The sequence below is a fragment of the Streptomyces sp. NPDC020747 genome (assembly GCF_044334695.1).
Taxonomy (GTDB): domain Bacteria; phylum Actinomycetota; class Actinomycetes; order Streptomycetales; family Streptomycetaceae; genus Streptomyces.
Genome location: NZ_JBIRTJ010000004.1, coordinates 150146 through 163571 on the forward strand (window position 1 = coordinate 150146; position 13426 = coordinate 163571).

Annotated in this window: 12 protein-coding genes; 3 read left to right on the forward strand and 9 right to left on the reverse strand. The window is 70.1% G+C overall.

The window, feature by feature from the left end; translation table 11 throughout:
* Window positions 1–213: 213 nt before the first annotated feature.
* From ACH4YP_RS13455 to ACH4YP_RS13470, 4 genes are all read right to left on the reverse strand, one after another.
* The gene (locus tag ACH4YP_RS13455; protein WP_398490640.1) at window positions 214–1284 is read right to left on the reverse strand and encodes a lanthionine synthetase LanC family protein; all 1071 of its coding nucleotides are present in this window, start codon (window positions 1282–1284) and stop codon (window positions 214–216) included.
* 515 nt (window positions 1285–1799) lie between these two features.
* Window positions 1800–2018, reverse strand: coding sequence for a hypothetical protein (locus ACH4YP_RS13460; protein ID WP_398490641.1), 219 nt, complete (start codon window positions 2016–2018; stop codon window positions 1800–1802).
* Window positions 2019–2251: 233 nt separating this feature from the next.
* Window positions 2252–2839 (reverse strand): TIGR03086 family metal-binding protein, encoded by a 588-nt coding sequence (locus ACH4YP_RS13465; protein ID WP_361063427.1) that lies wholly within the window; start codon window positions 2837–2839, stop codon window positions 2252–2254.
* A gap of 109 nt (window positions 2840–2948) precedes the next feature.
* Window positions 2949–4013, reverse strand: a complete 1065-nt coding sequence (locus ACH4YP_RS13470) for a ketopantoate reductase family protein (protein WP_398490642.1) — start codon at window positions 4011–4013, stop codon at window positions 2949–2951.
* Between the two features lie 38 nt (window positions 4014–4051).
* Here ACH4YP_RS13470 and ACH4YP_RS13475 point away from each other — a divergent pair, with 38 nt between their 5' ends.
* Window positions 4052–4891 (forward strand): aldo/keto reductase, encoded by an 840-nt coding sequence (locus ACH4YP_RS13475; RefSeq protein ID WP_398490643.1) that lies wholly within the window; start codon window positions 4052–4054, stop codon window positions 4889–4891.
* A 75-nt stretch (window positions 4892–4966) separates the two neighbouring features.
* Window positions 4967–5938 (forward strand): transglutaminase-like domain-containing protein, encoded by a 972-nt coding sequence (locus tag ACH4YP_RS13480; protein WP_398490644.1) that lies wholly within the window; start codon window positions 4967–4969, stop codon window positions 5936–5938.
* On the opposite strand, the gene ACH4YP_RS13485 is transcribed toward ACH4YP_RS13480, so the two are convergent.
* A complete protein-coding gene (locus tag ACH4YP_RS13485) occupies window positions 5910–6293 on the reverse strand; it encodes a DUF4440 domain-containing protein (protein ID WP_361063400.1) in 384 nt (127 codons plus the stop codon). The genes ACH4YP_RS13480 and ACH4YP_RS13485 overlap by 29 nt on opposite strands.
* Window positions 6286–6831 carry a DUF1697 domain-containing protein gene (locus ACH4YP_RS13490; RefSeq protein WP_398490826.1) on the reverse strand — a complete coding sequence of 182 codons (546 nt, stop codon included), beginning with the start codon at window positions 6829–6831 and terminating at the stop codon, window positions 6286–6288. Before ACH4YP_RS13490 ends, ACH4YP_RS13485 begins: the two co-directional genes overlap by 8 nt.
* A gap of 496 nt (window positions 6832–7327) precedes the next feature.
* Between ACH4YP_RS13490 and ACH4YP_RS13495 the strand changes: the two genes are divergently transcribed.
* Entirely contained in the window at window positions 7328–9613 is a 2286-nt protein-coding gene (locus ACH4YP_RS13495) for an MMPL family transporter (RefSeq protein WP_398490645.1), read from the forward strand.
* Between the two features lie 131 nt (window positions 9614–9744).
* Here ACH4YP_RS13495 and ACH4YP_RS13500 read toward each other — a convergent pair whose 3' ends face one another.
* The 3 genes from ACH4YP_RS13500 to erm form a co-directional block, all read right to left on the reverse strand.
* Window positions 9745–10779, reverse strand: coding sequence for a CDP-alcohol phosphatidyltransferase family protein (locus tag ACH4YP_RS13500; RefSeq protein WP_398490646.1), 1035 nt, complete (start codon window positions 10777–10779; stop codon window positions 9745–9747).
* Window positions 10780–11111: 332 nt separating this feature from the next.
* Window positions 11112–12326 carry a macrolide-inactivating glycosyltransferase gene (mgt, locus tag ACH4YP_RS13505; protein WP_361063390.1) on the reverse strand — a complete coding sequence of 405 codons (1215 nt, stop codon included), beginning with the start codon at window positions 12324–12326 and terminating at the stop codon, window positions 11112–11114.
* A 101-nt stretch (window positions 12327–12427) separates the two neighbouring features.
* The gene (gene erm, locus ACH4YP_RS13510; RefSeq protein ID WP_361063388.1) at window positions 12428–13210 is read right to left on the reverse strand and encodes an ErmE/ErmH/ErmO/ErmR family 23S rRNA (adenine(2058)-N(6))-methyltransferase; all 783 of its coding nucleotides are present in this window, start codon (window positions 13208–13210) and stop codon (window positions 12428–12430) included.
* Window positions 13211–13426: the final 216 nt, after the last annotated feature.

Genomic DNA, 13426 nt, shown 5'->3' on the forward strand with positions numbered 1-13426 from the left:
GATGCGCTGGTCTGTGGGGCAGTCGCATACTCGGCGCACAACCTCGAACATCTCGGCCTGATCCGTCTGAAGTCTGCTGCCCAGCTTGGCGGTGAGCGGTGCGCCTTGGCCGGAGCGCGTGATCAGACGAAGGCAACCCCATCGCCAGGCGAATCCCCGGGTGAGCGGTCCGGTCCGAGGCTCACTACGACCCCGAGCCACAAGGGGACAGGTTCAGTCGGTGGGTGGGTGGTCCGGGAAAGGGGCCGCGTACCTTGGGGCGTGGTTTGCGGTGATGCGGGCGTGGCGGAGGAGTTCACGGATGATGCCCGCGTTGCCCATGGCCCAGCCGGTGCCGGGGGCAAGATCACTGGGCGTCTCACGGTGTTCGAAGTTGGACCAGCTGACGCCGTCGCCATCGGTCCTCGCGCGGGCCGCGAGGTCGGCGACGAGGACGTCGGCGAAGTCGCTGCCGTCACCGCGTTCGACCTGACGGTCGCAGGCGAGGGCGAGGACTCCCGCGGTGCCGCAGCAGCGGCCGTTGTTGTCCCAGAAGCCGGGACGGAGTCGTCGCGGAAGGCCTGAGTCGACGACGGTACGCCAGCAGCGGTCGGCGAGGTGGCCCCATCCAGGGTCGTCGGGCAGAACTTGGCTCAGCAGGCGGAACGTCTGGGCGTCGCCGGTCGGGCCGTGGCACCAGCCGTAGTTGTGACGTTCGATCTTCTCGTGCTGCTGTTGCGGGTCGGAGTGCGCGACGAGGAAGCCTTCCGGGCCGGCTTCGTCGCGGGAGACGACATCGGCGGCACCGGCCAGTGCGAGGTCAACGAGATCCGGGCGGCCGGCGGCCCGGCCCACGGCGGCGAGCGCGTGGACGATGCCGAGGGTGCCGTGCGATATGTGGTGCAAGCGCTGTACCGCGCCGGCCCGGATCTCCCACTGAACGCCGCAGGCGCTGGGTTCGGCGGTGCGCGGGTAGCGGTCGACGGCCAGCAGGGCGAGGTCGAGGTCGCCGCACTCCAGCGCGGCGATGGCGATGCCGGCGTTCCCGGCGATGAGTTCGTAGTAGTCGTTCCACCCCGCGCCGTCGTAGCGGGACCGCAGGACGTCCAGAGCACGGTCCGCCGACGCGCCCGCCGAGGTGTCCCCCAGCACGCGGTACACGCCCTTCAGCGCGACAGCCATCCCGGCCACCCCCACGTACAGGCCGCTGTCCTCCCAGTCGTCGACCGCGTCAGCGACGCTGCGGGCACCACGCAGGGCCGCGTCCGCGTAGCGGTCGTCGGTCGAAGTACCGCCATGCGTCAAGGAGGGCCGGCAGCACGCCCGAAGTCCCGTTGTACAGCGTCGGGTTGAACTCGCCATCGGCGAGAGTGCTCGGCCAGGTCAAGCCGTTGTCGACCTCCCGGGCAGCCTTCAGCAGCCACTCAAGGGCCCCGACGGCCAGGGACTCCGCGTCATCCGGTGCACTGGGGATCATCGTCCCAGCGTTCCACAGCCGTTGGGACACCCCGGGCTCACATTCGGGGCGTCGTTCGAGATCAAGCCATGAGAACCAGGCTGAGTTTGAGATCCAACCTCCACTCCGTGGACCCGCTGCGCGGTTGTGCAACGGGTCACCGCTCGTCGCGGAAGCTTCTGTACTCGTCGTTCACCAGGTCCCAGAAAGACCGGAAGCGGACCGCGCCGGGCAGCCAGTGGGCGAGATACCAGGCCTCCCCCACTCACCGTCTGGGGTGACCACGCTTGGGCCGCCAGGATCCTGTCCACACCGTGGGTGGTGTTGAGCCGGCCGTTGCTCGTCAGCAGGAACTGGCGGTAGCTCATCGGCACTTGGTGCCGAGGCGGTCCTCCAGCGCGCCGGCTTCCTCGCGGGTGGCCCCGGCGGCACCGAGCCGGCGGGCTCTGCGTACCTCGTCGGGGAACGGTTCTGTGCGTTCCTGCTCATGCAGCACCGGATCGAGCCACTCGTCACTCCAGCGCTGCAGCAGCTCCCGCCACGAGAAGGACCGCCCATCGTCCTGGCCTTGTATCTCGCCCACAGCGGGAGGTTAGGTCGACACTGACGCGCTGTCGCTGCGCCCCACCTTCAGCCCGTCCGGCGTTTGAGGGCGAGGCCGCTCAGGCCGACTGCCCACCCGCCCCCATCAGTCCCCACCCACCCCCAGCCCGTCCGGCGTTTGAGGACGAGCGCGGTAGCGCGATAGGGGGGGTCCGGGGGCGCAGCCCCCAGGGACGGGACGGGTAGGGGCGGCGGGGGCGAGGACAGGTTCGTTCAGGAGGCCGCCTGGGACAGACCGGGGTCGCGGCCGCTCAACGCGAGGGCCCGGGTGAAGACGGGGGCGTCGGAAGGCACCGGGACAGCGGGCGCGAAGCCGTCGTACTGGCGGTAGAGGTCGCCGTGGGTGACCACGACGTCCAGGACGACACGGGCCGCCGCGTCGGAGACGCGGTACTCCTGGCCGGTCGCCGTAGCGACGTCCCACCCATGCACCGCCGTCTCCTTCACGATCATCGAGGCCAGCTCGGGAGCCGCCATGGATCCCATGCCCAGGTCCACCTCCCCCTCCCACACCACCGGATCCGCCCACGCGGCGACCGCCCGGTCCAGCTGGGCGGCATACGCCGACGCCCACCCCGGATCGGCAGCGAAGTCCCGCCCGGTCAGCGACTCGGGCAGCGGCTTGCGCAACGCCCGGTGCTCCAGACCGTGAGAGGTGTAGAGCACCCAGTGGTTGACCAGAGCCCGGACATCCCAGTCCGGACAGTGGGTGGCCCCGGCGAGCTGCGCCGCGGTGACCCCGCGCGCGACGCGTGCGGCCTCGGCGGCGCATTCGACCATGGACGGGTACAGGCCCTCCATCGTGCAGGGCGCGTTCTCCTGGTCCGAGCTCTTGGTCGAACTCTCGACCGGGCTCTCGACCGGGCTCTCGTCCACGTTCTTGTTCGCGTTCGTCTCCATGCGTCCCACGCTAGGGACGCGGCCCCGCACCCTCTTGAACAAACGCGACAGCGTCCCCGGCCAGCCGCACAAGCTCCTCCACCGGCATCGAACCGGCCGCCCGCCGCTCGCGCGCGAAGTCGTTGGCGAGCCGTTGCAGCAGGTCGTTGAGCGGTGTCGGTACGCCGTGCAGCCGACCCAGCAGGGCGATCTCCCCGTTGAGGTAGTCCGCCTCGATGGTCCCCGTGCCACGGTTCAGGGACTGCCACGAAGACCCGGCACCCCGCTCGGACCCGTCGAGGGGCTCGAAGCGGATCTTGTCGGCGCGGGCCTCCTTCTGCTCCTCCTCGGAGGCGTGCGGGATGCCCGCCGCCGCGAGCACGGCCTCGCCCTCGGCACGCACCCGGCCGTAGAGCGCGATGCCCTCCTCACTGGTGAGCACGCCGCTGACCGCCTCGATCGAGTTGGCGAGGTTGCCGAGGAGCTTGGCGTACTGCCAGCGCGTCACGTCGGCCACGACCGGCGCCTCGAAGCGGGACGCGGACAGGTCGGCGGCGATGCTCCGTACTGTCTCGTCCGTCTCATCCGTCTCATCCGTCTCGTCCGTGCCGTGCGGATAGCGTCCGAGGTGCAGGATCCCGGTGAGCGGCGTACCGGCCGCGGACACCACCCCCGGCTCGACGAACGTCGCGGGCAGCCACACGCACACCCCGTACACCCGCCGGAAGCGGCGCAGCGCGAGCCGCTGGCTCTCCACGCCGTTCTGCGCGCAGACCAACGGCAGCCGCTCGGCCGCCGTGCCACCGCCCGCCACGGGCACGGGTCCCCACGCCTCCAGCGCCGCCTCGCTGTCCTGCGTCTTGACGGCGAGTACGAGCACGTCGTCGGCGCCCAGTTCGCCGAGCGCGTGCGGCCCGTCCACGACGGGCGGCCGATGCGTGTGCGGTCCGTCGGGCGTCACCAGGCGCAGCCCCCGCTCGCGCAGCGCCTCGTACTGCGCGCCGCGCGCGACCAGCACCACGTCGTGTCCCGACCCGGCGAGGCGACCGCCGATCGCCCCGCCCACAGCCCCTGCTCCGATGATGATGTAGCGCATGCGTCCGAGCCTGCCACAGGCGTGTGTACGCTCCATCAATGATTCCGGAAATCTTCGAGCTCGCCGGACTGCTGCCCGTACGCCGCCTCGGTTACGGCACCGTTCAGTTGACCGGTCCCGGCTGCTGGGGGCCGCGTGGTGAGGCCCGGGACGCGGTGGCCGTTCTGCGGCGGGCCGTCGAGCGCGGGGTCACGCTGATCGACACGGCGGACAACTACGGCCCGTCGATCGCCGAGGAACTGGTCGCCGAGGCCCTGTACCCGTATCCGGCCGGCCTGGTGATCGCCACGAAGGGCGGTGTCGTACGCACCGGCGCCGACGCCTGGCACATCGACGGGCGGCCCGAACGGTTGCGGGCGATGTGCGAGGCGAGTCTGCGGCGGCTGCGGCTCGTCACGATCGACCTGTACCAGCTGCACCGGCTGGACCCGGGCGTGCCGATGGCCGAACAGCTCGGCGCGCTCGACGAGTTGCGGCAGGAGGGCAAGATCCGGCACATCGGGCTCGACTCGGTGACGGCCGAACAGCTCGACGCCGCACGGGAGTTGACGGGCATCGCCTCCGTTCAGAACCGGTACAACCTCACCGACCGCGCCTCGGAGCCGCTGCTGAAGCTGTGCGAGGCGCACGGCATCGCGTTCCTGCCCTGGTTCCCCCTGGGCAACGGTTCGTTGACCACGGACCCGGTGTGCGCGGACATCGCCGCCGCGCACGGAGTGTCGCCCGGGCAGATCGCCCTGGCCTGGCTGCTGCACCGCTCCCCCGTGCTCTGCCCGACCCCTGGCACGGGCTCCCTCGCGCATCTGGAGGAGAACCTCGACGCGACCGCCGTGCGGCTCGGCGAGGAGGACATGTCCCGCCTCGACGCCCTGGGTTGACCCCTTCTCGACCCTTCTCGGCCCTGCTCGCCAGTGCTTGACCTTGCCCCTGGGGCAGACTCCACGCTCCGGGGCATGGACTCCCACGACTTCCACCTCAAGCAGAGCCCGTACAGCGACCCCGGAGCCGTACCGGCCGACCTGCCCGCCGACCCACGTCAACTCGCCCTCCTCGTGCGGAACTTGCTCATCCACCGGGAGGAGGGCGGGCACTTCGGGTACGCGATGCCCGAGGAGCGCCGTCACGAGGACGCCGAGGCCCGGTACGTGAGCGAGATACTGCGGATCCTGCGCGGGCGCTCACGGGCGCCGCTCACCGAACACCGGGAGCTGGGCGAGCGGTTCGCCGGCACGTGCCGGGACTTCGCGGTGCTGCTGTGCGCGTTCCTGAGGGCGACGGGCACCCCCGCACGCGTCCGGTGCGGCTTCGCCACGTACTTCGAGGACGGCTCCTCACCCGTGACCCACGGGGACCACTGGGTCACCGAGTACCGTCTGGCGGACGGCAGTTGGCGGCTCGCGGACGCCCAGGTGGCCGACGGGGCGTACGACGTGTCCTTCGATCCGCTGGACGTCCCGCGGGACCTGTTCCTCGTCGCCGGAGCCGGCTGGCGGGGGTGCCGGGCGGGCGACGCGGACCCCGACGCCTTCGGGGTGCCCCTCCCCACGGGCGCCCTGCACGGCCTGTGGTTCGTGCGCTGCAACGTCGTACGGGATCTCGCGGCCCTCCACGGGGTCGAGGTGCTGCCGTGGGACGCGTGGGGGCTGGCGGCGAAGGACGAGCCGGACGTGACCGCGGACGATCTCGCGCTGCTCGACGCGGTGGCCGCGGCGACGGCCATGCCGGCCACCTCAGCCATGCCGGCCACCTCAGGCGCATCGGCCACCTCAGGCGTGTCGGCCGGGTCTGCTGGGTCTGCCGTGTCGCCCGAGGAGATCCGGCGCATGTACGCGGACCCCCGCCTCACCGTCCCGGCGGAGATCACCTCGTACACGACCTACCTCGGTGTCCGGAAGGTCAGGCTTCCCGAGGGCCTTCGGGGCTGAACGGCGTTCCCTGGTGGAAGTACAGGAGCCATCCCTCGCCCGTCCGCCGCCACAGCGAACTGCGGTGCGCGTGACGGCCGTTGTTCTCCGTGTCGAAGGTGAGGTGGACCAGGTCGGGGGCGAGCTCGACGCCCCTCACCCGGGAGATGATGCCCGGGCCGGTTCCCGATTCCTTCGCCCCGGCCAGTGCGTCGATGATCGAGGCCCGGTCCCAGTGCCGCCCGGAGACGCCGAACTCGTGGAAGTCGGGGTGCAGCAGCGCCCCGAGCAGTTCGGGCGAGCGGCGGATCTCCGGGTCGAGGAGGCGCAGTTCGCCCTCGATGGCCGCCTCGACGGCGGGGCCTTGGTCAGCCACTGGTCAGCTCCGCGAGTTTGGTGACGGTGTTCCAGTTCCGCGTGGTGGCGATGATGCCCTTCGTCATCCGGGGCTTCAACAGGGTTTCCGCCAGCTTGGAGCGGCCGAGGCCGTCAGGGGTGTGCAGGTAGAGGACGCGGTCGCCCAGGCGGAACTCCTCGGGCAGGAAGGCCTGTTGGTCGATGGACGCGAAGCGCTCGGCGCCGACCGGCTCGGAGAAGTAGGTGGCGTGCAGTTGCTTGGCCTCCAGTTCGGCGGCCGGGAACGGACAGGCGTCGAGGACGGCCCGCAGATAGGTGTGGTCGCGCACCAGGATGTCGACCGTGAAGCCGAAGCGCTTCTCCATCGCCCCCGACAGCTCCGCGGCGAGCGCGTCCTCGTCGCCGTGGTCGCTGGAGAAGACGGCGTTCCCGCTCTGGAGATACGTACGGACACCGTCGTACCCGAGGCCCTCCATGAGGGTGCGCAGCTCGGCCATCGGCACCTTCTTGCTGCCGCCCACGTTGATCCCGCGCAGCAGTGCCGCGTACGTCGTCATGCCCAGAGTCATCCGCACACCATAAAGCGGCCGTCGTGCCCCGTGGGGGTGGGCACGACGGCCGCGGTTTCCGGGCGGCCTGGCACCGGAAGTTACCGGCCGGTTGGCTCAAAACCCTGGCTGATGGGCGCGCTCAGTTCAACCCCCGCACACAGCTGTGACTTGTTCAACAAACTTTCGTAACACCAAAGAGGATCTTCCCCGGCAGATCGGACCCGGGCCGGGAGAGGGGCCCGGAGAGGCCCGGGCCGGGCCGGGGAGACGCCGGGGTGTTCCGGGGACAGACCGGACACTCTGATCGCGACCCCCGAGGTGCCGCTTTACATGTAAGGGGCTGTCATCCTCCTCAGTGCGGAGGCCGCGGGGTCCGAGGGGAGGACTCGGGCTCCCGGCACCTCACCGGACAGCACGACGAGAGATCCTTATCCGCCCCATACCTTCGAGAGACAAGGTGCGGGCAGGGGGTCGGCACCGAGGACGAGGGGGCAAGCCCGTCATGGGGAACGGAGACACGCGGGTACGGGGCATAGCAGCCCGGGCCGGCGGCTGGAGTGCCCGGCACCGCTGGGCGGCTGTCGGGATCTGGGTGCTGTTCGTCGTTCTGGCGATGGGGCTCGGCTCCGCGGCGGGCACCGTCGAGCTCAAGGACAGCGACCAGCTCAGCGGCGAGACCGGCCGGGCCGCGGCCATCGCGGAGGAAGCGGGGATCAACGAGCCGGCCGGGGAGTCCGTGCTCCTCCAGGCGAAGGCCGCGGGCGTCAAGGCGACGGGCGCCGAGTTCCGCGCCGCCGTCGAAGCCGTGATGAAGGCGGTCGAGGGCACCGGCAAGGTGACCAACGTGACCTCGCCGTACGACACGGACACGATCTCGAAGGACGGCCGCAGCGCGCTCGTGCAGTTCGACATGCGCGGGGACGCGGAGACGGCGGGCGAGCGGGTGGAGCCCGTGCTGAAGGCCGTCGACACCGTGCAGAAGGACCATGAGGGGCTGCTGATCGAGGAGATCGGCGGCGCCAGCATGAACAAGACGTTCGACGACGCCTTCGGCAACGACTTCAAGCAGGCGGAGTACTCCGCCGTACCCGTCGCCCTCGGCATCCTGCTGGTCGCGTTCGGCGCGCTGGTGGCGGCCCTGGTGCCGGTCCTCCTCGCGATCACCGCCATCGTGGCCACGATGGGCCTGATGATGCTCGTCAGCCACATCCAGCCGATGGACGACACATCGAGCTCCGTGATGCTGCTCGTCGGCCTGGCGGTCGGCGTCGACTACTGCCTGTTCTATCTGCGGCGCGAGCGCGAGGAGCGCGCGGCGGGCAGGGACCCCGAGACCGCGCTGCGGATCGCCGCGGCGACCAGCGGTCGCGCCATCATCGTCTCCGGCGTCACGGTGTGCGTGGCGATGGCGGGCATGCTGTTCACCGGAATCTCCACCTTCAAGGCGATGGGCCTGGCCTCCCTGATGGTCGTGGCGGTCGCCATGGTCGGCTCGGTGACGGTGCTGCCCGCGGTCCTCTCGCTGCTCGGTACGCGGGTCGAGAAGGGGCGCATCCCGTTCCTGCACCCGGACAAGCGGCGCAAGGCCAACGGCGGTTCCGGCAAAGGCCGTTCGGGCGACAACGGAAGCCGGTTCTGGACGAGCGTCCTGCGGGTGGTGCTGGCCAAGCCGGCGATCTCGCTGGTCGTCGCGGCGGGCGCACTGCTGGCCATCGCGGCCCCCGCGCTCGGCATGAAGACCCAGAACCTCACACTGGACCAGGAGTTCGGCGACTCACTGCCGATCGTGAAGACGTACGAGCGGGTCAACGAGGCCTTCCCGGGCGGTTCCGACCCGGCCGAGGTGGTAGTCAGGGCCAACGACATCAACTCCGCCGAGGTGAAGTCCGCGATCGCCGACTTCCGTGAGCAGGCGGTCAGTTCGGGTGCCTCGCGCGGTCCGGTCGAGGTCAAGGTGCACGACTCGCAGAACATCGCCTTCGTGTACGTACCGCTGGTGGGCGGCTCGAACCTCGACAAGGCCGAGAAGAGCCTGGACATCATCCGCGACGAGGTCCGACCGGCGACGTTCGGCAAGGTCGACGGGGTCGAGGCTCCGGTGACCGGTCAGGTGGCGGGTTCGAAGGACTTCAACGACCAGCTCGTCAGCGCGGTGGCCCCGGTCTTCGCCTTCGTCGTGATCTTCGCCTTCCTGCTGATGCTCCTGTCGTTCCGCTCGCTGACGATCGCGATCACCTCGATCGTCCTCAACCTCCTCTCGGTCGGGGCTGCCTACGGCATCCTGGTCGCCGTCTTCCAGCACGGCTGGGGCGCGTCGCTGGTGGGCGCGGAGGGCGTGGGCGCCATCATCACCTGGCTGCCGCTGTTCCTCTTCGTGATCCTCTTCGGGCTCTCGATGGACTACCACGTGTTCGTGGTCTCGCGAATCCGTGAGGCGCGGATGCGGGGGCTGACGACCCGGGACGCCATCCAGCACGGGGTGGTCACGACGGCCGGTGTCATCACCAGCGCCGCCGTCATCATGGTCGCCGTCTTCGCGATCTTCGGCACGCTGTCCATGCAGTCCATGAAGCAGATGGGCGTGGGCCTCGCGGCCGCGGTCCTCATCGACGCGACGATCATCCGCGGTGTGCTGCTGCCTGCGGTGATGGCGCTCCTCGGCGAACGCAACTGGTACTTCCCGAAGTGGCTGAACCGCCTGCCGGACCTCAGCCACGACGAGTCCCCCGAGGCCGCGGCCGCGCCGCCGCAGCCTCCGGCGGTCGAAGGGGAGAGGGTCGGGGTCTGACGGTCTGAACCACCCGACTCGCAGCAGCGGCGTGGCCGGGGCACTCGCCCCGGCCACGCCGTCGTGTGCGGCAGCCGTGTGCGGCAGCCGTGTGCGCCGTTGTGTGCGGCCGTTGCGTGCGGCACACCGGATCAGGCCGCCGTGGCCACCTCGTCCCGTTCGAAGGAGTCGATGGTACGGGTGAAGTCACGGGTGGAGAGCAACAGCTTGTAGATGATGGCGAGTTCGAAGACGAGGAGCAGGGCGCCGGAGACCAGGGTCGCCTCGATGACCGCGTCGAGGAGCGGGCCGACGATGAACACGCCCATCTGGAATTCGATACCGCTCACCAGGTGTGTACGAATCCGGTGACGCAGGAGGAAGGACCGCATCCGGAGATAGACCGGAAAGCGGTGGCGGAACTCCTGCTGGAGGTCGATGACCTGGCCCTGGGACTTCTCCTGGGGCTCTCCCTGGGACTTCTGGGGAGCGTCGTCGGCGGTTCCTTCGGAGGCCGGCTCGGTGACCGGTTCGGAGATCGGCTCAGTGTCCGGTCCGGACAGGGTCGACGTCTTGCGGATGTCGTGTTCGATGTCCGCCGAGGGATTGTTGCGCAACAGGTCTTCCATGAAGGCGACCTCGGCGGAGTTCTCCGAGCGGCGGGCCTCCCGCATACGCGCCTTGATCTGCTTGCGCATGGAATAGCGGATCTTGAAGATCTCAAGGGAGTTGATGTACCGCAGCGTGTCGAGGCCGACGACCGCGAGGGCCAGCCAGATGTAGACCGTGTCACCGGTGCGGTCGTACTGCCCGGCCATCAGCGCGACCCCGCACGCCGCCACCCGGATACGGTCGAAGACGAAGTCCAGCCAGGCCCCGAAGACGGAACCCTGGCCGGTCAGCCGGGCCACCTTCCCGTCCATGCAGTCGAGGATGAAACTCAGGTGGTAGACGAGGGCGCCGACGACCAGCCACCGCCAGTCACCGAAGGCGAAGCAGGCCGCCGAGACCAGGCCCAGCAGGAACGCCCCCCAGGTGATCTGGTTCGGCGTGATCCTCGTACGCATCGCGGTGAGCCTCACCAACGGCGTGGCCACCGGGTCGACGAGCAGCACGGTCCACCACGCGTCACGCTTCTTCTCGGTGAGGCGGCGCACCTCGGCGAGAGGCGGTATGTCTCGGCGCATTGATCAACTTCCCAGCGTTCGTAGTGAGTTCACCTCAAGCTAGGAAGGCGTTCATACGAGGAACAAGAAGCGATCCGTGCAACCTTCGGCAGGGGGTAACCGTCCAACCCGGTAACCCTGTCCATGCCCCGATAGGGCGGATGCCGCGTTACCCGAGCGTTATCGAATGACCGTCCCGTTATCCAAAGTGCGCCATGGCTTCACCGTTGGCGTACAACCGTGGCCCGTGGGAATTCTGAGTTGGCGGACGGTCACTCCAGTTCTGCGGACGGTCACCCGATTTCGCGGACGGCACCCGGTCGCGGCCCCTCCAAGGCTCGGTAAAGCTTCGGTCACGCGCCCGTGGCGCTCCTGGCGATTTCCGCCTCGATCAGATCCGCCGCGCGTGCCGTGCCGCCCTCGGTCGCCATTCCCGCCTGGATCTCCTTGAGCCGCCGCGCCACTTCCGGGTCTCCGGCGATCGTGAGTACGGCCTCGCGCAGGGTCTCGGCCGTCGCCTCCTCCATCGGCAGGTGCCGGGCGACGCCGAGCGCCTGGAGCATGTCCGCGTTGCCGAACTGGTCGACGGCCTGGGGCACGCAGACCATCGGTGTGGCGGTGGCCAGCCCTTCCTGGCTGCCGCCCGCGCCCGCGTGCGTGATGAAGGCGTCGGCCTGCTTGAGGATCGCCAACTGCGGTACCCAGTCCCGCACTTCGACGTTCCCCGGGACCTCGCCGAGTTCCGCCCGGTCTACGTGCTTGCCGACCTGCAGCACCATGTGCCAGCCCGGCAGGTCGCCGAACGCCTTGACGCACTCGCGGTAGAAGGCGGGCTGCTTGGTGAAGGAGGAGCCCAGGGACACGAGGAGGACCCGCTCGGCGTCGGCGGGCCGACGCCACTCCCCCTGGGCGGCGCGGTCGCCCTGACAGGCGCCGACGAAGGTGTACACCGACTCGTCGACCCGGTCGGCGTTCGGCTGGAGGGCCTTCGGGATCAGGACGACGGAACGGGCGGGGCGGCCGGCGAACGGGTCGGGGTGCTGGGTGATCCCGTTCTCCTCCAGCCAGGCGTGGAAGCGGGCGTAGTACGCCCTGCCCCGCTCGGTCTGCTTCGGCTCCGCCCACATGGGCTCGGCGACCTCCTCCTCGTACCCCTCCCAGGCGACGAGGTTCGGCGAGAGCGAGACCGCCGGGACGCCCCAGCGGTGCGCGAGGACACGGGCCGGGTACGAGGTGATGTCGTGCAGTACGAGGTCCGGCTCGTCGCCGTCGTACGCCTCGATGAGCTGCGGCAACGCCTGGATCGCGTCGGCCAGGAAGGGCTCCACGTTGTCCAGGAGTGTGGTCCCCCATGCCGAGGGGTCGTCGTCGGGGGACGGCAGGGTCGAATTCCACGGTTTCGGCTCGGCACCCGTCTCCGCGACCTTCTCGGCGAAGACCGGCGGAATCGCGTACGTGACCCGGTGCCCGCGGGCGACGAGCTCCCGGATCACCTCAAGGCTCGGGTTCACGTGCCCGTGGGCGGCGATGGAGAACATGGCGATGTGGGCGGGGCGCGGGGTGGTCATGAGCCGACCATAAGCGAGACGATACGTCTCGTGCAACTCGATTACGGTCGCCCGCCGTCGCGACCTGCACGCGGCTCGTACGCGGCTCGTACGTACGCGGCTCACCGCGACGCCAGCACGTCGTGGAGCCCCAGCCACCGCTCGGGCGGCACCTCCCCGACGAGCGCACGAGGGTCGAGACGCGCGGCCTGGAACGCGGCATCCACCCGGCGCCTCGAATGGGCCCTGCGCAGCGAGGCGTGGAGCGAGCCGCCGACCCCCGAGAAGCCGAGTTCGACGAGGTGCCGCCAGTCGTCGTACGAGGTCCGGTCGAGCAGCGGGGCAGGGCGTCGCTCGATGCGTACGATTCCGGCGTCGACCCGGGGCACGGGCCGGAACCTGGTCCTGGTGACCCGCCCGAGGAACCGCCACTCGAAGCGCGGCCAGGTGCGGACGGTGAGCAGGGTCCAACTCCCGTAGTCCCCGGTGCGTTTGCGGGCGTATTCGAGCTGGGTGAGGAGCGTGGCGTCCAGCAGGCCGGGCGCGTGCAGGCACCAGTCGACGACGTCCGCGGTGCGTGAGAAGGGCACGTTTCCGGCGACGGAGAAGGGGCTGCCCGGTGGCCGCGCGGCGAGGAAGTCACCGCCGATCACGCGCACTTGCGGCGTTCCGGAGAAGCGGGTGCGCAGCGCGGGCACCAGTCGTGGGTCGATCTCGTAGGCACGCAGCTCCCGGCAGCGGGGTGCGAGCACCTCGGTCAACGCGCCTTTGCCCGCGCCCACTTCGAGCACGAGGGGCGGGTGCCGCGGCCGCGGTACGGCGAGCCGGGCGAAGCGGTCCGCGGTGGCGCGGTCCGTGAGGAAGTTCTGCGAGAGCGCGCGCGAAACGTGGGTGGGGCGGGCCATGGCCTGCGGTCCTTGTCTTCCGTGAGGGCGAGAACGGGCAGACGAAGGCCCCGACCGGAAGGGAGGAAAAGGACGCGCGCAGGCGGGCACGCGTCAGCCGCGCACCTGCTTCAAGGCGTACGTGAGAGGGGGCACCCCTGCGGCGAATGCCGTCAGCGAGCGCAGATCCCCGGGCCGGTCAGGGCACCGGGGGCACAACGCATCCGAATGGAGTGC